Consider the following 17,905-nt stretch of genomic DNA (forward strand, 5'->3'; position numbering starts at 1 on the left):
CACCGCGGGGCGTGTGTGCGGACCGGCGACGGTGTGTGCGGCCCTCAGACCGCCGCGGTCAGCTCGTCGCGCAGGGACTCGGCGGCCGCGCGCAGCGCCGCCACGTCCGGGCCCGCGCGCAGCACCGACCGGGACGCCGCGGGCACGACGATCCCCCGGACGCCGCAGAAGATCCCCGCGATGTCCGCAGGCGCGGCCCCCTGGGCGCCGAGCCCGGGAGCGAGGACGGGGCCGTTCAGCGCGGACAGGTCGAGCCCGTGCTCCCGGGTGGCGCCGACGACCACGCCGACGTCGCCCAGCGGCTCCGCGCCCGCGTTGCGGGCGGCGACGCCGTCCACGATCGACTGCGCGGTGGCACGCCCGCCGAGCTCCGCCAGCTGCACGTCCGCACCCTCCGGGTTCGACGTGCGGGCGAGGACGAAGACACCGCGCCCGGCGTCGGCGGCGGTGTCGAGCGCCGAGGTGAGCGACCCGAATCCCAGGTACGGCGAGAGCGTCACGGCATCGGCCCCCAGCGGCGCGCCGACGCCGAGGTAGGCGTCGGCGTAGCCGTCCATCGTGGAGCCGATGTCGCCGCGTTTGACGTCCAGGAGCGTGAGCGTCGGGCCCTCGGCGAACGCCGCGAGCACGCGCTCCAGGACCGCGATCCCGCGCGACCCGTGCCGCTCGAAGAACGCCGACTGCGGTTTGACGACCGCGGCCTGCCCGGCGAACGCGCTGACGCAGGCGTCGGCGAAGCGGCCGAGCCCGTCCGGGTCGTCGGTGAGCCCCCACGCGGCGAGCAGCGCGGGATGCGGGTCGACCCCGACGCACAGCGGGCCCCGCGCGGCGACGGCGTCGACGAGCCGTTCCCCGAACGCCCTCACGAACGCGCCTTCGCCAAGCTCGCGTGCGCGTCCTGCAGCGAGCGGACGCCGATGCGCCCCGCCTTCATCGCCTCAATGCCCTGCACGGCCGCCCCCGCGCCCTGCACGGTGGTGATGCACGGGACGCCGCGGGCCACGGCGGCGGCGCGGATCTCGTAGCCGTCCACGCGGGGCCCGGAGTTGCCGTACGGGGTGTTGATGATCAGGTCGACGTCGCCGGCCAGGATCCGGTCGACGATCGTCTCGCCCTCGGCGCTCTCGCTGTGCTTGCGCACCACCGTGGCCGCCACCCCGTGGCGGCGCAGCACGTCCGCGGTGCCCGCGGTGGCCAGCACCTCGAACCCGAGGTCGGCCAGGCGCAGCACCGGGAACACCATGGCGCGCTTGTCGCGGTCGGCCATCGACACGAACACCCGCCCCGAGGTCGGCAGCGACCCGTAGGCCCCGGCCTGCGACTTGGCGAACGCGGCGCCGAACGAGGCGTCGAAGCCCATCACCTCGCCCGTGGACTTCATCTCCGGCCCGAGCAGCGGGTCCACGCCGTGCCCCTCCACGGTGCGGAACCGGTGGAACGGCAGGACCGCCTCCTTGACGGCCACCGGTGCGTCGGGCGGCAGCTCGCCGCCGTCACCGTCGGCCGGGAGCAGCCCCTCGGCCCGCAGCTCCGCGATGGTGGCGCCGAGCATGATCCGCGCGGCCGCCTTGGCCAGCGGCACCGCGGTGGCCTTGGAGACGAACGGCACCGTGCGTGACGCCCGCGGGTTGGCCTCCAGCACGTAGAGCGTCTCGCCGTGCAGCGCGTACTGGACGTTGAGCAGCCCCCGCACGCCCACGCCGTGCGCGATCGCCTCGGTGGAGCGGCGGACCTGCTCCAGCACCGAGTGCCCGAGCGTGATCGGCGGCAGCGTGCAGGAGGAGTCGCCGGAGTGCACCCCGGCCTCCTCGATGTGCTCCATGACACCGCCGAGGAAGACCTCCTCGCCGTCGCACAGGGCGTCGACGTCGATCTCGATCGCGTCGTCGAGGAACCGGTCGACCAGCACCGGCCGGTCCTCGCTGATCGTCGTGGCGCGCGAGATGTAGCCGGCGAGGGTCTCGTCGTCGTAGACGATCTCCATGCCGCGCCCGCCGAGGACGTAGGAGGGCCGCACGAGCACCGGGTAGCCGATGCGCGCGGCGATGGCCCGGGCCTCGTCGAACGAGGTGGCCATGCCGAACGCCGGCGCCGGGAGCGCTGCCTTCCTGAGCACCTCGCCGAACGCGCCGCGGTCCTCGGCCAGGTCGATCGCCGCCGCCGACGTGCCGACGACCGGCACGCCCGCCGCGGTGAGCCGCTGCGCGAGCCCGAGCGGGGTCTGCCCGCCCAGCTGCACGATGACGCCCGCGACCGTGCCGGACTGCTGCTCGGCGTGCACCACCTCGAGGACGTCCTCGAACGTCAGCGGCTCGAAGTAGAGGCGGTCGGCCGTGTCGTAGTCGGTGGAGACCGTCTCGGGGTTGCAGTTGACCATGACGGTCTCGAACCCGGCCTCGCGCAGCGCCATCACGGCGTGCACGCAGGAGTAGTCGAACTCGATGCCCTGACCGATGCGGTTGGGCCCGGAGCCGAGGATGAGCACCTTCGGCTTCTCGGTCTGCGCCACGATCTCCGACTCCGCGCTCGGGTCGGTCTCGTAGGCGCTGTAGTGGTAGGGCGTCCTCGCCGCGAACTCCGCGGCGCAGGTGTCCACGGTCTTGTAGACCGGGCGGATGCCGAGGCGGTGCCGCAGGGAGCGCACGCCGTCCTCGCCGGCGAACTCGGGGCGCAGGACGGCGATCTGGCGGTCCGAGAGCCCGGCCCGCTTCGCCCGCCGCAGCAACGGCGCGTCCAGCACCGCCGCGTCCTCGATCTCCTGGCGCAGCTCGGTGAGCGCCGCGATCTGGTCGACGAACCACGGGTCGATCCCGGAGGCCGCGGCCACGTCGGCCACGCTCGTGCCGGTGCGCAGCGCGCGCTCGACGGCGTAGATCCGCCCGTCGCGGCTCGCGGCGACGTCCGGCTCGCCGTCGGGGTCCGCTGCGGTCCAGAACCCGATGCGGCTGGTCTCCATCGAGCGCATGGCCTTGCCCAGCGCCTCCGGGAAGGAGCGACCGAGCGCCATGGCCTCGCCGACGCTCTTCATCGTGGTGGTGAGCTCGGGGTCGGCGCCGGGGAACTTCTCGAACGCGAACCGCGGGATCTTCACGACCACGTAGTCGAGCGTGGGCTCGAACGCCGCCGGGGTCTCGCCGGTGATGTCGTTGCGGATCTCGTCGAGCGTGTAGCCGATCGCGAGCCGGGCGGCGATCTTCGCGATCGGGAACCCGGTGGCCTTCGACGCGAGCGCCGACGAGCGCGACACGCGCGGGTTCATCTCGATGACGACCAGGCGGCCGGTGTCGGGGTGCACCGCGAACTGGATGTTGCAGCCGCCGGTGTCGACGCCGACCGCGCGCAGCACCGCGATGCCGACGTCGCGCATCTTCTGGTACTCGCGGTCGGTGAGCGTCATCGCCGGGGCGACGGTGATCGAGTCACCGGTGTGGACGCCCATCGGGTCGAGGTTCTCGATCGAGCAGACGACGACCACGTTGTCGTGGTGGTCGCGCATCAGCTCGAGCTCGTACTCCTTCCACCCGAGCACCGACTCCTCGATGAGCACCTCGGTCACCGGGGAGGCGTCCAGGCCGGTGCCGGCGAGCCGCTCGAGGTCCTCGGGCGTGTGCGCCATGCCCGAGCCGAGCCCGCCCATCGTGAACGAGGGCCGGATGACGACCGGCAGGCCCAGCTCGTCGGCCGCGGCCCGGACCTCGTCCATCGAGTGGCAGACGGCGCTGCGCGGCACGTCGCCGCCGATCGACTGCACGATCTCCTTGAACTTGAGCCGGTCCTCGCCGCGCTGGATCGCGTCGACGTCGGCGCCGATCAGCTCGACGCCGTAGCGCTCCAGCACCCCGCTGGCGTGCAGCGCGATCGCCGCGTTCAGCGCGGTCTGCCCGCCCAGGGTGGCCAGGATGGCGTCCGGTCGCTCGGCCGCGATCACCTGCTCCAGGAACTCCGGGGTGACCGGCTCGACGTAGGTGGCGTCGGCGAACTCGGGGTCGGTCATGATCGTGGCCGGGTTCGAGTTCACCAGCGACACGCGCAGGCCCTCGGCCTGCAGCACGCGGCACGCCTGGGTGCCGGAGTAGTCGAACTCGGCGGCCTGGCCGATGACGATCGGCCCGGAGCCGATCACCATGACGTGGCGGATGTCGTCGCGCCTGGGCATCAGCTCTTGCTCCCGTCCATGAGCTCGACGAACCGGTCGAAGAGGTCGGCGGCGTCGTGCGGCCCGGCGGCCGCCTCCGGGTGGTACTGCACGCTGAACGCGGGCACGTCCAGGGCGCGCAGCCCCTCGACGCAGCCGTCGTTGGGGCAGGTGTGGCTGACCTCGGCGGCGCCGAACGGGGTGTCGAACCGCTCCCCCGCCTCGCCCTCGACGGCGAACCCGTGGTTCTGCGAGGTGATGGCGACGCGGCCGGTGGCGTGCTCGATCACCGGGATGTTGATGCCGCGGTGCCCGTACTGCAGCTTGTAGGTGCCGCGCCCGAGCGCGCGGGCGAGGATCTGGTTGCCGAAGCAGATGCCGAACGTCGGGATGCGCCGCTCGAGGACCTGGCGGGTGAGCGCGACGGGGGCGTCGGCGGTGGCCGGGTCGCCCGGGCCGTTCGCGATGAAGTAGCCGTCCGGCGCGAGCTCCTCGATCGCCGCGATCGACGTGTCGGCCGGCAGCACGTGCACCTCGATGCCGCGCGCGGCCATCATGCGCGGGGTGTTGAACTTGATGCCGACGTCGAGCGCGGCCACCCGGAAACGCCGCTCGCCGTCGGCGGGCACGACGTAGGGCTCCCGGGTGGTGACCGCGCCGTACAGGTCGGCGCCCTCCATCGGCGGGCTCGCGAGCACCCGGTCCACCAGCTCCCCGTCGGCGGCCAGTGCGTCACCGGAGAAGACCCCGGCGCGCATCGCGCCGCGCTCGCGCAGGTGGCGCACCACCGCGCGGGTGTCGATGCCCGCGATCCCGACGACGCCCTGCTCGCGCAGCGCGTCCTCGAGGGAGCGGCGCGAGCGCCAGTTCGACGGGGCTCGCGCCGGGTCGCGGACCGCGTACCCGGCCACCTGGATGCGGTGCGACTCGTCGTCCTCGTCGTTCCACCCGGTGTTGCCGATCTGCGGCGCGGTCTGCACCACGATCTGGCGGTGGTAGGACGGGTCGGTCAGCGTCTCCTGGTAACCCGTCATCCCGGTGGTGAACACGGCCTCACCCAGGCCCGTGCCGCGGGCGCCGTAGGCCTCGCCGCGGAAGATCCGTCCGTCCTCGAGGACGAGCAGGGCCGTCATACTTGCGCCTTCCCTTCGGCTACCGATCCGTTCCTGGCGGCGCCGATGGGCGCTACCGCTCCGCTGCGCGCCGTCACGCGGCCGCGCAGCACCGTGGCCGCGACCGCCGCCGGCAACCGCATCCCCTCGAAGGGGGTGTTGGACGCCCGGCTGGCCAGCGCCGCGCCGCGGACCGTCCAGACCGCGTCCGGATCGACCAGCGCGAACGTGGCCGGCTCGCCCACCGCGATCGGCCGCCCCTGGTCGGGAAGGCCTGCGATCTCGGCCGGGCGCTCCGAGAGCACCCGGGCGACGCCGCGCCAGTCGAGCAGGCCGGGCTCGACCATGGTGTGCACCACCACCGACAGCGCCGTCTCCAGCCCGAGCATTCCGGGACGTGCGGCGGCCCACTCCGTGTCCTTGTACTGCGCGGCGTGCGGGGCGTGGTCGGTGCCGACCACGTCGATCACGCCCTCGGCCAGCGCCGCGCGCATCGCCTTCGTGTCCTCGCCCGTGCGCAGCGGCGGGTTGACCTTGTGGACCGGGTCGTAGCCGGAGAGCGCGGCGTCGGTGAGCAGCAGGTGGTGCGGCGTGACCTCGGCCGAGACCCGCACGCCCTGCGCCTTCGCCGCCCGCAGCACCTCGATCGTGCGCGCCGACGACACGTGGCAGACGTGCAGCTTCGCCCCGGCCTCGCGGGCCAGCGCGCAGTCGCGGGCGACGATCGTCTCCTCGGCGGTGGCAGGCCACCCGGTCAGCCCGAGCCGGGAGGCCACGACGCCCTCGTGCGCCTGCGCGCCGACCGTCAGCCGGTGGTCCTCGGCGTGCTGGGCGATCACGACGTCCAGCGCCGAGGCGTACTCCAGCGCCCGCCGCATGATCACCGGGTCGTGCACGCAGCGGCCGTCGTCGGAGAACATCCGCACGCCCGCCCGCGACTTTGCCATCGTGCCGAGCTCGGCCATCTTGACGCCCTCGAGCCCGACGGTGACCGCGCCGACCGGGTGCACGTCGACCAGCCCGACCTCCTCGCCGCGGCGGCGCACGTGCTCGACGACGACGGCGGTGTCGGCCACCGGGTCGGTGTTGGGCATCGCGAACACCGCGGTGTAACCGCCGCGGGCGGCGGCCCGCGAGCCGGTCTCGACCGTCTCGGACTCCTCGCCGCCCGGCTCGCGCAGGTGGGTGTGCAGGTCGACGAAGCCGGGCAGCAGCACGGCGCCGTCGGCGTCGAGGACCTCGACGCCCTCGACCGCCGGCAGGTCGTTCCCGATCTCGGTGACGACGCCGTCGCGAACCAGCAGGTCGGTGGCGTCCTCGCCGTACGGCCGGGCGTTCGTGATCAGCAGGTCGGCCACGTGATCTCCGTTCCGGTTGCAGCGTCCTCGGCTCATTCGGGGGCTCCGGCCAGGAGGTGGTACAGGACGGCCATCCGGATGTGCACGCCGTTGGAGACCTGCGCGAGGATCGCCGCCGACGGGCTGTCGGCCACGGCCGGGGCGATCTCCATGCCGCGCACCATCGGGCCGGGGTGCAGCACCACGGCGTGCTCGGGCAGCAGCCGCGCCCGGTCCTCGGACAGGCCGTAGCCGATCGAGTACTCCCGCGCCGACGGGAAGAACGCGCCGTGCATCCGCTCGGCCTGCACGCGCAGCATCATCACCGCGTCCAGCCCGGGCAGCTCGGCCTCCAGGTCGGGGCTCACGCGGCACGGCCACTGGGCGACACCCACCGGCAGCAGCGTCGGCGGCGCGACGAGCACGACCTCGGCGCCGAGCGTGGCCAGCAGGAAGACGTTCGAGCGCGCCACCCGGCTGTGCAGGACGTCGCCCACGATCCCGATCCGCCGCCCGGCGATCGACCCGAGCCGGTCGCGCAGGGTGGCGGCGTCCAGCAGCGCCTGGGTGGGGTGCTCGTGGGTGCCGTCGCCCGCGTTCACGATCGAGGTGTGCGCGCCGGTGGTCTCGTGGTCGCGGTCGATCCAGCCGGCGAGGCGGTGGGCGGCGCCGGAGGCCGGGTGGCGCACGACCACGCAGTCCGCGCCCATCGCCGAGAGCGTCAGCGAGGTGTCGCGCAGCGACTCCCCCTTCGCCACCGACGAGCCCGAGGAGCTGACGTTGATGGTGTCGGCGCTCATCCACTTGCCGGCGATCTCGAACGAGACCCGGGTGCGGGTGGAGTTCTCGTAGAACATCGTGATGATGGTGCGGCCGCGCAGCGTGGGCAGCTTGCGGACCTCGCGGCCCAGCAGCGCCTGCTTGAGCCGGTCGGCCGTGTCGAGCAGGCCGGTCGCGGCGGCGGCGTCGAGGTCGGTGACCGAGAGGAGGTGCTTCACGGCGCCGTCCCCTCCGGGCCGCCGCGGCGCAGCCGGACGGCGTCCACCCCGTCGGTCTCCGACAGCAGCACGAGGACCTGCTCGTCGCGGGCGGTCGGCACGTTCTTGCCGACGTAGTCCGCGCGGATCGGCAGCTCCCGGTGCCCGCGGTCGACGAGCACTGCCAGCTGCACCGCCCGCGGGCGGCCGTGGTCGGACAGCGCGTCCAGCGCCGAGCGCACGGTGCGCCCGGACATCAGCACGTCGTCGACGAGCACGACGAGCGCGTCGTCCAGTCCGCCCTCGGGCACCTCGGTGTCCTCCAGTGCGCGAGCCGGACGGCGGCGCAGGTCGTCGCGGTAGAGCGTGGGGTCGACCGAGCCGACCGGGGGCGCGCTGCCCTCGAACTCGGCGATCGCGGCGGCGAGCCGCCGCGCCAGCACGGCGCCGCGGGTCGGGATGCCGATCAGCACGACGTTCTCCACGCCGGCGGTGCCCGCCGTCTTCTCGATGATCTGGTGCGCGATCCGCGCGATGGTGCGGGCGACGTCGGCGGCGCCGAGCAGCTCCCGGGCGGGAGGGCTCGCGCCTGCCGGGTCCCCGCGGCGGTGCTCCGCCACGAAGTCTCTCCTTCCCCGCCTCACGGGACGGGCTTAAAGGAACCGGTCACCCGGACGCTACCAGCGGGGCGGCCGCGGACCCCCGTTTCCGCGCCGCGGCATCGCCAGCGTCACACGCCGTACCCTTCCCCGACACCCACACCTACCCCACCCGTCACCGCGTGCAAGCACGACTGAGAGCATCTGGGCCGACATGCACGCGCCGCACGGGGCGTAACGCCTGGCGGGGGACCCTCGATCAGCCGTTCGAGTGGTCTCTACGCTCCGTGGTACCGGGAGGGGGACGACAACTTGACCGATCGTCGGCGCGCGCGCATGATTACTCTCCGTATCGAAGCATTGCTCCCAGGGTGGCCGCGGTAGCGGGGGGCACCGCCCCGAGGAGCGGGGCCGGCGCCGACCCGGCGCACGGTTCCAGTTGCACCACCGGTAACAGCTCGGTCCCGCGGCCGGGCGCGCAGCAAGTGAGGAGGTCGCCAGATGGGCGACTACGCCAAGGCGCTCGGCGGGAAGCTCCGCGCCATCCGGCAGCAGCAGGGGTTGTCGCTGCACGGCGTCGAGCAGAAGTCCGGCGGCCGCTGGAAGGCGGTCGTGGTGGGCTCCTACGAGCGCGGGGACCGCGCCGTCACGGTGCAGAAGCTGGCCGAGCTGGCCGACTTCTACGGCGTGCCGGTCGCCGAGCTGCTCCCCGAGGGCCGCATCCCGTCGGGCTCCGAGCCCGCCACGAAGATCGTGATCAACCTGGAGCGCCTGCAGCAGCTCCCGGCCGACAAGGTGGGCCCGCTGGCCCGCTACGCCGCGGCGATCCAGAGCCAGCGCGGCGACTACAACGGCAAGGTGCTCTCGATCCGGTCCGAGGACCTGCGGTCGCTGTCGATCATCTACGACATGACGCCCGGCGAGCTCACCGACCAGCTGATCGACTGGGGCGTCCTGCCGCCCGAGGCGCGACCCACCGCCTGACCCGGTCGTGAGTGGTTGCGGGTGCTCGGCACCCGTGCCCACTCACGGTCGGCGTCAGCGCGTGGCGCGCAGGTGCTCGGCGATGTCGGCGATCCGGCCGAGCACGCCGTTGAGGAAGCGCGGGCTGTCGTCCGTGGAGAGCGTGCGAGCCAGCTCGACGGCCTCCGTGATGGCCACCGGGTCGTCGATCTCGTCGACCCACAGCAGCTCGAACACGCCGATCCGCAGCAGCGTGCGGTCGACGGCGGGCATGCGCGCCACCGTCCAGCCCTCGGCGTGCTCGGCGAGCAGCTGGTCGATGCGCTCCCGGTGCGTCACGACGCCCTCGACGAGCATCGCGGCGTAGTCCGAGACCGGCGGCGCGTCCTCGGTCTCGCGCCGGTGCGCGAGCACCGCGAGCGCGTCGTCACCGCGCGCCTCGGACTCGAACAGGATGTCCAGGGCGCGTTTGCGCGCCCTGGTGCGCGCCCGCGGCAGCCGGTCGGTCATCAGCTGGATACGCGGCCCAGGTAACGCCCGTCCCGGGTGTCGACCTTGACCTTCTCGCCGGTGGTGACGAACAGCGGGACCTGGATCTCGGCGCCGGTCTCCAGGGTGGCGGGCTTGGTGCCGCCGGTGGAGCGGTCGCCCTGCAGCCCGGGGTCGGTGTGGGAGATGACGAGCTCGACCGACGTGGGCAGCTCGACGTACAGCGCGGTGCCCTCGTGGAAGGCCACCATCGCGCCCTGGTTCTCGAGCATGTACCCCGCCGCGCTGCCGACCGTGGCCTCGGGCACCGGGATCTGGTCGAACGTGTCGCCGTCCATGAAGACGAAGTCGGCGCCGTCGCGGTACAGGAAGGTCATGTCGCGGCGGTCCACCGTGGCCGTGTCGACCTTCGTGCCGGCGTTGAACGTCTTGTCGACGACCTTGCCGGTGAGCACGTTCTTCAGCGTGGTGCGCACGAAGGCGCCACCCTTGCCGGGCTTGACGTGCTGGAACGCGGTGACGGCCCAGAGCTGGCCGTCGATGTTCAGGACCAGACCGTTCTTCAGGTCGTTCGTCGTGGCCACGTGCGCCTGACTCCTCGCATTGTCTTCGGGCGCGGAGGGCTGCCGTCACGCGCCGGGGCTGTGCTGCGGTAACCGGCGCGAGCGGCGCCGTTCGTCGTCGACCACGATACCGGTCAGACCTCGAGCAGCTCGCGCGCGGTGTGCGTGAGCGGCTCCGGCCCGTCGACGTGCACCACCAGCGTGTCCTCGATGCGGACGCCGCCGCGGCCCGCCAGGTACACGCCGGGCTCGACGGTGACCACCATCCCGGCCGCCAGCACGTCCGTGGCGGTCCTGCCCAGTGCCGGCGCCTCGTGGATCTGCAGGCCGACCCCGTGGCCGAGGCCGTGCACGAACTCCTCCCCGCGCCCGGCGCGCTCCACCACGTCGCGGGCCGCCGCGTCCACCGCTCGCGTCTCGGCGCCGGGCGCCAGCGCCGCCCGCCCCGCGGCCTGGGCCTCGGCGACGAGCGCGTGCAGCTCCTGCTGCCACCCGGCTGCCGCGCCGAGCACGACCGTGCGCGTCATGTCGGAGTGGTAGCCCTCGACGAGCGCGCCGAAGTCCAGCTTCACCAGGTCACCGCGGCGCAGCACGGAGTCGGTGGGCCGGTGGTGGGGCACCGCGGAGTGCGCCCCGGCGGCCAGGATCGTCTCGAACGCGGGCCCGCTCGCGCCGTGGCCGCGCATCCGCTCCTCGAGGTCGTGCGCGACCTCCCGCTCGGTCCGCCCGGCGCGCAGGCCACCTGATGCCAGCAGGTCCGCGAACGCGGCGTCGCCCACCGCGCAGGCCCGGCGCAGCGCCGCGACCTCACCGGCGTCCTTCACCGCCCGCAGCCGCTGGACGAACCCGGGAGCCCGGTGCAGCGCCACCCCGTCGGCCGCGGCGACCAGCGCGTCGTGGGCGTCGACGGTGACGGCGTCGGACTCGAAGCCCAGCCGGCGCACGCCCCACGCGTGCACCTGCGCGGCCAGCGCGAGCGCGCTCGCCCGGTCGACCACGGTCTCCAGGTCCGGTACCTCGGCCGCCGCCTGCGTCCGGTAGCGCCCGTCGGTGCAGAACCGGCTCGCCGCGTCGCCGTCCGCGTGGACGAGCAACGCCGCGTTCGACCCGGTGAAACCGGTCAGGTAGCGGATGTTGACCAGGTCCGTGACGAGCAGCGCATCGACCTCCGCTGCGGGCAGCAGCGCGCGCAGGGCCGCGCGCCTGCGGGCGGTCGGGCCGACGGTGGTCATGCGCGCCACCCTACGACGCGGGGTTGCGCGACCGGCCCGAGCGGGTAGGCGTGGTCATGAGAATCGGATCGAGCATCGGCCTGATCGCGATCGGTCTGATCCTGGCCCTCGCGGTGCGGGTCGACCTCGCCGGGATCGACCTGGAGCTGGTGGGCTGGATCCTCACCGCGGTCGGCGTCATCGGGCTGGTCGCGAGCCTCGTCCTCGCCCGCCAGGCCCGTCCCGTGGTGCGCCGGGAGGTCGAGTACCCGCCGCCGCGCCCGCCGGACCCGCGCTACTGAGGCTCGCTACCGGCCCGGCCCGCGATCCACCGCAGCGCGAGCGCGTACCCGTCGACGCCGAGCCCGACGATCACCCCGGTGGCCACCCCCGAGATGTAGGAGTGGTGGCGGAACTCCTCGCGCCGGTGCACGTTCGTGATGTGCACCTCCACGAGCGGCGCGGTGAGCTGCGCGCAGGCGTCGCGCACCGCCACCGAGGTGTGCGTCCACGCCCCCGCGTTGAGCACCACCGGGGCCGCGGCGTCGGCCGCCTCGTGCAGCCAGCCGAGCAGCTCGCCCTCGTGGTCGGTCTGGCGCACCTCGACCTGCAGGCCCAGCTCCGCACCCGCACCCTCGCACAGCCCGACCAGGTCGGCGTAGGTCGTGCGGCCGTACACGGCGGGCTCCCGCGTACCGAGCCGTCCCAGGTTGGGACCGTTCAGGACCAGCACGCGGTTCACGCGCTCACCGCCCCGTACGCGCGCTCCAGCAACTCCGGCTCCGGACCCTCCAGCCGGCCGGGCTTCGCGAGCCCGTCGAGCACCACGAACCGCAACGTGCCGGCGCGTGCCTTCTTGTCCCCGCGCATCGTCTCCACCAGCTCGGGCAGCACGCCCGGGGTGTAGGTGACCGGGAGCCCGACCGACTCGAGCACCGCGCGGTGCCGGTCGGCCGTCGCGTCGTCGAGCCGGCCGGCCGCGCGGGCCAGCTCGGCGGCGAACACCAGGCCCACGCTGACGGCGGCGCCGTGGCGCCACCGGTACTCCTCGCGGCGCTCGATGGCGTGCCCGAGGGTGTGCCCGTAGTTGAGGATCTCCCGCAGGTGCGACTCGCGCAGGTCGGCGGCCACGACGTCGGCCTTGACCTGGATGGAGCGCCGCACGAGCTCGGGCAGCACCGGTCCCGCCGGGTCGAGCGCCGCCGCCGGGCCGGCCTCGATGCGTTCCAGGATCACCGGGTCGGCGATGAACCCGGTCTTGACGATCTCCGCGCTGCCGGCGACCAGCTCCGGCGCGGGCAGCGTGTCGAGCACGGCGAGGTCGACCAGCACCGCCGACGGCTCGTGGAACGCGCCGACCAGGTTCTTGCCGGCCGCGGTGTTGATGCCGGTCTTCCCGCCGACGGCGGCGTCGACCATCGCGAGCAGCGTGGTCGGGACGTGCACCACCCGCACCCCGCGCATCCACGTGGCCGCGACGAACCCGGCGAGGTCGGTGGCCGCGCCGCCCCCGAGCGAGATCACGACGTCGCCGCGCGTGAGCCCGGCGCGCCCGCACACCTCCCAGCAGAAACCGGCGACGGCCAGCGCCTTGCCGTCCTCGGCGTCGGGCACCTCCACGCGGTGCGCGTCGACGCCCGCGGCCTCCAGCTCGCCCCTGACCTGCTCCGCCACCTCGGCCAGCGCCGGCTGGTGCACGATCAGCGCGACGGCGGCACCGAGCCCGGTGACGGTGGCCGGCAGCTGCGCGCGCACACCCCGCCCGACGAGCACGGGATAGGGCCGCTCGCCGGCCACGTCGATCCGCACGGTCTCACTCACGCGATCACCCTACTGACGGCCGCCCGGGGAAGGTGCGTCAGAGGTGCAGGGTCGGGTCCGGCAGCGGGGACTCCGCCCGCGGGGTCGGGCGGTCCAGGGGGTCGTCGGGGTCGACCGGGTCCTCCGGGGCCGACGGCGGCAGCTCGCCGAGCGCCTCCAGCACGGCACGGGCCACCTGGTTGGCGCTGCGCCGGTTCGTGTCGACCTGCACCGTGGCGACCTCGGCGTAGAGGGGTGCGCGCGCGTCGAGCAGCGCCTTGAACGTGGCCCGCGGGTTGACCCCCGCCAGCAGCGGGCGCGCCGTGGACATCCCAGTGCGGCGCAGCCCGTCGGCGAGCCCGACCGTCAGGTGCACGACGCGGTGGCTCCGCAGCAGCTCGCGGGTCTCCGCCGCCAGCACCGCTCCGCCGCCGAGCGCGAGGATCCCGGTGGTGGCGCCGAGCGCCTCCGCGACGACGTCGCGCTCGAGCGCGCGGAACGCCTCCTCGCCGTCGGCGAGGAACATGTCGGCGATCGCCTTGCCCGCCCGCTTCTCGATCAGCGCGTCGGCGTCGGTGAACCCGACGCCGAGCCGGCGCGCGAGCACGCGCCCGACGGTGGTCTTCCCGGCACCCGGCGGACCGACGATGACCAGGGTGGGACGGTTCTCGACCTGCACGTACCCCAGCCTAGTGACCGCTGCCCGGGTGCCCGGACGACCCACCCGGACCCAGCGGGTGCCGCAGCCGCGTACGGCTGATCTACTAGGCTGCGCGGACGGCGGCAACGCCGAACGGTCACCACCGACGACACGGGACGTCGCACGAACGGAGCAGCCGGTGAGCCACGGCGAGGACGGACGAGGCGGCAGCGCCGCGCACCAGGGGCACCAGCGCCGCGGGGCCCCGCGCCCGGGGCCGGTCGCCCCCGGGGGGAGGCGCAGGCGATGACGCGGCCCGACGACGCACCCCGCCAACCGGACGGCCCGACACCGGCCCGCGAGCAGCTCCCGCTCCCCCGTCGCCGGCGCCAGTCCCACCTCGAACCGCAGCTGCGCACCCCCGGCAGCCCCGGCGCGGGCACCCCGTTCACCGCGTTCTGTGACGCCGTCACCGGCGAGATCCCGGTCGTCCGCCCGGTCCGCGAGGAGGGCCCCTCCGGCGGGCCGGCGAGCGCGCCCGCCGACCGGGCGGCCGCCTTCCGCGCCGGCGCCCGCCGCGCCGGCAGCGCCCCCCGCCCCCGCGGCCCCGGCACCGGCCCGCACCGCACGGAGCGCTGACCCGGCAGCGCCGTCCGTGATCGGCGCGAGAAGCACCTCAGCGCCGCGGGCACCGCACTGACAGATCAGTCCGGGACGCGCACCAACGCTCCCGACACCACACTCACGGACGCCTCAGACCGATCACCCACCATGATCGGCCCCAGACGCACACCCACGCTCCCCACACGACACTCACGGACGCCTCAGACCGATCACCCACCATGATCGGCCCCAGACGCACACCCACGCTCCCCACACGACACTCACGGACGCCTCAGACCGATCACCCACGAAGATCGGTCCCAGGCGCACACCAGCGCTCCCGCCACCACGCTGCCGTACGCCTCCCATCGATCACCGACCCGTGATCCGTCCCAGCCGCACAGCAGCGCCCCGGGCGCCACAGCAGCGCGCGACTCAGAACGATCACCTCGGGCGACGCTCCCCGAGCCGGTCCGCACCCCGAATCCGGCCGCACGGGGTGCGCGAGCGGGGCCGGGTCGGTGCGGCGCGGTCAGCGCGCGGTCAGCGCGCGGTGTCGAGGTAGCCGCGCAGGTTGCGGCGGGTCTCGGCCAGCGAGTCGCCGCCGAACTTCTCCAGGGCCGCGTCGGCCAGCACCAGCGCGACCATCGCCTCGGCCACCACGCCGGCGGCCGGCACGGCGCACACGTCCGAGCGCTGGTGGATCGCCTGGGCGGGCTCGCCGGTGGCGACGTCGACGGTCTGCAGGGCCCGGGGGACCGTGGAGATGGGCTTCATCGCGACGCGGACGCGGACCGGCTCGCCGTTGGTCATCCCGCCCTCGATGCCCCCGGCCCGGTTGGACAGCCGCTGCACCGGGTCGCCCGGCACCATCTCGTCGTGGGCCGCGCTGCCGCGGCGGCGGGCCGTGCGGAACCCGTCGCCGATCTCGACGCCCTTCATCGCCTGGATGCCCATCAGCGCGCCGGCCAGGCGGGCGTCGAGGCGGCGGTCGCTCTGCACGTACGAGCCGATCCCGACCGGGAGCCCGTAGGCGATCACCTCGACGACGCCGCCGAGGGTGTCGCCGTCCTTCTGGGCGGCGTCGACCTCCGCGACCATCTCGGCGGTGGCGCTGTCGGTGAACGCGCGGACCGGGCTGGCGTCGACGCGCTCCAGGTCGCCCGGGCCCGGCTGCTGCCCCTCCGGCGCCTCGACGGCTCCGAGCGCCACCACGTGCGACACGATGGCGACGTCGAACGCCTGGGCGAGGAAGGCCTTCGCCACGGTGCCGAGCACGACGCGGGACGCGGTCTCGCGGGCGCTGGCGCGCTCCAGCACCGGCCGGGCGTCGTCGAAGCCGAACTTCGTCATGCCCGCCAGGTCGGCGTGGCCGGGACGCGGGCGGGTGAGCGGGGCGTTGCGGGCCCGCTGGGCGATCAGCTCCGGGTCGACCGGGTCGGCCGCCATCACGGTCTCCCACTTCGGCCACTCGCTGTTGCCGATCCGGACGGCCACCGGCCCGCCCTGCGTGACGCCGTGCCGGACGCCGCCGATGACCTCGAGCTCATCGGCCTCGAACTTCATCCGGGCACCGCGGCCGTGCCCGAGCCTGCGGCGCGCCAGCTCCGCGGCGAGCTCCTTGGTGGTGATCTCGACCCCGGCGACCATGCCCTCCAGCACGGCGACCAGGGCGGGACCGTGGGACTCCCCGGCGGTGATCCAACGCAGCACGCCGCGATTCTCTCACCCCGCACCCGCGCCGCCCGCCGCACCCACACCGGCCAGGCACGTCACGACCAGCCAGGTGGCGGCGAGCATCGACGGGCCGTGCGGCAGGGCTCCCCCGGACCGTGGGCCCGGGAGCCGGCGGGCACGCGCGGCGCCGCGCAGGCCGGCGATCGCCGTGAAGGCGGCGGCCAGCACCGCGGCGACGGCGAGCGCGGGCCACGCCACCGCGGCCAGGACGGCGCCGAGCGACGCCGCGAGCTTCACGTCGCCCGCGCCCACCGCCCGCCGGTCGAGCAGGTGCACCGCGGCGTGCACGGCCACGGCCACCGCCGCACCTCCCGCACCGCGCACGACGGCCGCGGGCCCCACGGGCAGCAGGAGCAGCAGCGCCACCGGCAGCGCGGGCACGGTGAGGGCGTCGGGCAGGCGCCGGTGCAGGACGTCGACGGCGCCCGCCGCGACGGCCAACCAGCCCAGGCCCAGCAGGACCGGCAGCCAGACGAGCGGGAGCAGCTCGAGCGCCCCGGCCGCCCCGGTGCCCGCCCACAGCGCCGCCACCGCGACCTCGCAGCACGGCACCGGCACCCGTGCGCCGCGGCGGAGCCGGCGCAGGAGCAACCGCGCCCCTGCGCCCGCCCCCGCTCCCGCGGCCGCGAACCCGGCAACGACCAGGGCCTCGGCCACCACTCCCGTCCCGTCCACGTGCTCGATCGTCGCCGGCGTGCCGAGGCGTGCCCAGGCCCATCGCGAAGCTGTGGATAGCCGACCCCCGAGGTGCATTGATCCGCATGACGAACGGCACTTTCGTCGGCTAGGGACCGACGAGAGTGCCGTTCGTCGGGTGGGGAGACGGTCGGGGCAGGATCGTGGGGGTGCAGAGGCGGCAGGCGGACCGGGTGGCGCGAGCGGTCATCACCGCGGACGTGGACCACGGCCGCGCCGAGCTCGTGGGTGACCCGGACCGGCCCCAGGGATGGACGCTGCTGCTCGACGGCACGGCGCAGTCGCACGTCGACCTGGACGACCCGCTGCACCTCGAGTTCGAGTACGTCCGCCGGCTGGGCCACGTGGCCGACCTCGTGGCCGCGCCGACGGCCCCGCTGCGGGTGCTGCACCTCGGCGGCGGGGCGTGGACGCTCGCCCGCTACGTGGCGGCGACCCGTCCGGGGTCCGCGCAGCGCGTGGTCGAGCTGGACGCGGGGCTCGTCGACCTGGTCGCCTCCCGGCTGCCCGCCGACGGCGCGGGGATCGACGTCACGGTCGGGGACGCGCGGGCCGCCCTCGCGCGGCTGGCGCCCGGGTCGGTGGACCTGCTGGTGCTCGACGTGTTCGCCGGTGCCCGCACCCCGGCGCACCTCACGTCGGTGGAGTTCGTCCGCGCCGCGGCGGCCGTGCTCGCCCCGGGCGGGGTGTACGCCGCCAACGTCGCCGACGGCGGGCGCCTGGCGTTCGCCCGCGGCCAGGTCGCGGCGGCGGCCGCGGTGTTCCCCGAGATCGCGGTGGTGGCCGTGCCCCCGCTGCTGCACGGGCGGCGGTTCGGCAACCTCGTGCTCGTGGCCTCCGCGGCGCCGCTCCCGGTGGACGAGCTGGTCCGGCGCACGGCGGGCGACCCGTTCCCGGCCCGGGTGCTCGCCGGGCCGGACGCGCGGCGGCTCGCGGACGGGGTGCCGGTGCCCGGCGACCGCAGCACCTCCCCGTCACCGCTCCCGCCGCCGGGGTTCTTCGGCCGGCCCGCGGACTGACCTCCCGGACCGGTCGACCGCCCG

18 protein-coding genes are annotated in these 17,905 nt (G+C 74.7%); 4 read left to right on the plus strand and 14 right to left on the minus strand.

Going from position 1 to position 17,905, the window contains the following annotated elements; genetic code table 11:
- Positions 1-44: 44 nt before the first annotated feature.
- The 6 genes from pyrF to pyrR are packed head-to-tail and all read right to left on the minus strand — an operon-like array spanning position 45 to position 8,181.
- Positions 45-866, minus strand: a complete 822-nt coding sequence (pyrF, locus tag FB558_RS35020; RefSeq protein WP_142061143.1) for an orotidine-5'-phosphate decarboxylase — start codon at positions 864-866, stop codon at positions 45-47.
- Positions 863-4,156, minus strand: a complete 3,294-nt coding sequence (carB, locus tag FB558_RS35025; protein ID WP_142061145.1) for a carbamoyl-phosphate synthase large subunit — start codon at positions 4,154-4,156, stop codon at positions 863-865. Before carB ends, pyrF begins: the two co-directional genes overlap by 4 nt.
- Positions 4,156-5,268, minus strand: coding sequence for a glutamine-hydrolyzing carbamoyl-phosphate synthase small subunit (carA, locus tag FB558_RS35030; protein ID WP_142061147.1), 1,113 nt, complete (start codon positions 5,266-5,268; stop codon positions 4,156-4,158). Before carA ends, carB begins: the two co-directional genes overlap by 1 nt.
- Positions 5,265-6,605, minus strand: a complete 1,341-nt coding sequence (locus FB558_RS35035; RefSeq protein ID WP_142061150.1) for a dihydroorotase — start codon at positions 6,603-6,605, stop codon at positions 5,265-5,267. The genes carA and FB558_RS35035 overlap by 4 nt, the downstream gene beginning before the upstream one ends.
- Positions 6,606-6,637: 32 nt before the next feature.
- Positions 6,638-7,582: an aspartate carbamoyltransferase catalytic subunit gene (locus FB558_RS35040; protein ID WP_142061152.1), complete on the minus strand. Its 945-nt coding sequence runs from the start codon at positions 7,580-7,582 to the stop codon at positions 6,638-6,640.
- Positions 7,579-8,181 (minus strand): bifunctional pyr operon transcriptional regulator/uracil phosphoribosyltransferase PyrR, encoded by a 603-nt coding sequence (pyrR, locus tag FB558_RS35045; RefSeq protein WP_142061154.1) that lies wholly within the window; start codon positions 8,179-8,181, stop codon positions 7,579-7,581. Before pyrR ends, FB558_RS35040 begins: the two co-directional genes overlap by 4 nt.
- A gap of 480 nt (positions 8,182-8,661) precedes the next feature.
- Between pyrR and bldD the strand changes: the two genes are divergently transcribed.
- The gene (bldD, locus tag FB558_RS35050; RefSeq protein WP_142061156.1) at positions 8,662-9,144 is read left to right on the plus strand and encodes a transcriptional regulator BldD; all 483 of its coding nucleotides are present in this window, start codon (positions 8,662-8,664) and stop codon (positions 9,142-9,144) included.
- Positions 9,145-9,198: 54 nt separating this feature from the next.
- Here bldD and nusB read toward each other — a convergent pair whose 3' ends face one another.
- The 3 genes from nusB to FB558_RS35065 form a co-directional block, all read right to left on the minus strand.
- Positions 9,199-9,633, minus strand: a complete 435-nt coding sequence (nusB, locus tag FB558_RS35055; protein WP_142061158.1) for a transcription antitermination factor NusB — start codon at positions 9,631-9,633, stop codon at positions 9,199-9,201.
- Entirely contained in the window at positions 9,633-10,196 is a 564-nt protein-coding gene (gene efp, locus FB558_RS35060; RefSeq protein ID WP_142061160.1) for an elongation factor P, read from the minus strand. The genes nusB and efp overlap by 1 nt, the downstream gene beginning before the upstream one ends.
- Before the next feature lie 113 nt (positions 10,197-10,309).
- Positions 10,310-11,407, minus strand: a complete 1,098-nt coding sequence (locus FB558_RS35065) for a M24 family metallopeptidase (protein ID WP_142061162.1) — start codon at positions 11,405-11,407, stop codon at positions 10,310-10,312.
- A gap of 56 nt (positions 11,408-11,463) precedes the next feature.
- On the opposite strand from FB558_RS35065, the gene FB558_RS35070 reads away from it, so the two are divergent.
- On the plus strand, positions 11,464-11,688 hold the full coding sequence (locus tag FB558_RS35070; RefSeq protein WP_142061164.1) for a DUF6458 family protein: 225 nt from the start codon (positions 11,464-11,466) through the stop codon (positions 11,686-11,688).
- Here FB558_RS35070 and aroQ read toward each other — a convergent pair.
- The 3 genes from aroQ to FB558_RS35085 are packed head-to-tail and all read right to left on the minus strand — an operon-like array spanning position 11,682 to position 13,865.
- The gene (gene aroQ, locus FB558_RS35075; RefSeq protein WP_142061166.1) at positions 11,682-12,128 is read right to left on the minus strand and encodes a type II 3-dehydroquinate dehydratase; all 447 of its coding nucleotides are present in this window, start codon (positions 12,126-12,128) and stop codon (positions 11,682-11,684) included. The two genes, FB558_RS35070 and aroQ, sit on opposite strands and share 7 nt — an antisense overlap.
- A complete protein-coding gene (gene aroB / locus FB558_RS35080; protein ID WP_142061167.1) occupies positions 12,125-13,207 on the minus strand; it encodes a 3-dehydroquinate synthase in 1,083 nt (360 codons plus the stop codon). Before aroB ends, aroQ begins: the two co-directional genes overlap by 4 nt.
- Before the next feature lie 37 nt (positions 13,208-13,244).
- On the minus strand, positions 13,245-13,865 hold the full coding sequence (locus tag FB558_RS35085; RefSeq protein ID WP_142061169.1) for a shikimate kinase: 621 nt from the start codon (positions 13,863-13,865) through the stop codon (positions 13,245-13,247).
- A 267-nt stretch (positions 13,866-14,132) separates the two neighbouring features.
- Between FB558_RS35085 and FB558_RS35090 the strand changes: the two genes are divergently transcribed.
- Positions 14,133-14,465 carry a hypothetical protein gene (locus FB558_RS35090; protein ID WP_142061171.1) on the plus strand — a complete coding sequence of 111 codons (333 nt, stop codon included), beginning with the start codon at positions 14,133-14,135 and terminating at the stop codon, positions 14,463-14,465.
- A 507-nt stretch (positions 14,466-14,972) separates the two neighbouring features.
- Here FB558_RS35090 and aroC read toward each other — a convergent pair.
- Entirely contained in the window at positions 14,973-16,142 is a 1,170-nt protein-coding gene (aroC, locus tag FB558_RS35095) for a chorismate synthase (protein WP_142061173.1), read from the minus strand.
- A gap of 12 nt (positions 16,143-16,154) precedes the next feature.
- Positions 16,155-16,841: a prepilin peptidase gene (locus FB558_RS35100; RefSeq protein ID WP_246106983.1), complete on the minus strand. Its 687-nt coding sequence runs from the start codon at positions 16,839-16,841 to the stop codon at positions 16,155-16,157.
- Positions 16,842-17,011: 170 nt separating this feature from the next.
- Between FB558_RS35100 and FB558_RS35105 the strand changes: the two genes are divergently transcribed.
- Entirely contained in the window at positions 17,012-17,881 is an 870-nt protein-coding gene (locus FB558_RS35105; protein ID WP_246106984.1) for a spermidine synthase, read from the plus strand.
- The last annotated feature ends 24 nt before the right edge of the window (positions 17,882-17,905 follow it).

Origin of the sequence: Pseudonocardia kunmingensis (assembly GCF_006716445.1) — a bacterium.
Taxonomy (GTDB): Bacteria; Actinomycetota; Actinomycetes; order Mycobacteriales; family Pseudonocardiaceae; genus Pseudonocardia; species Pseudonocardia kunmingensis.

Bases quoted from the DNA above. Each gene is read 5' to 3' on its own strand.
- carB (WP_142061145.1), bottom strand. From the start codon at position 4,156: ATGCCCAGGCGCGACGACATCCGCCACGTCATGGTGATCGGCTCCGGG.
- carA (WP_142061147.1), bottom strand. From the start codon at position 5,268: ATGACGGCCCTGCTCGTCCTCGAGGACGGACGGATCTTCCGCGGCGAG.
- bldD (WP_142061156.1), top strand. From the start codon at position 8,662: ATGGGCGACTACGCCAAGGCGCTCGGCGGGAAGCTCCGCGCCATCCGG.
- nusB (WP_142061158.1), bottom strand. From the start codon at position 9,633: ATGACCGACCGGCTGCCGCGGGCGCGCACCAGGGCGCGCAAACGCGCC.
- FB558_RS35065 (WP_142061162.1), bottom strand. From the start codon at position 11,407: ATGACCACCGTCGGCCCGACCGCCCGCAGGCGCGCGGCCCTGCGCGCG.
- FB558_RS35070 (WP_142061164.1), top strand. From the start codon at position 11,464: ATGAGAATCGGATCGAGCATCGGCCTGATCGCGATCGGTCTGATCCTG.
- FB558_RS35090 (WP_142061171.1), top strand. From the start codon at position 14,133: ATGACGCGGCCCGACGACGCACCCCGCCAACCGGACGGCCCGACACCG.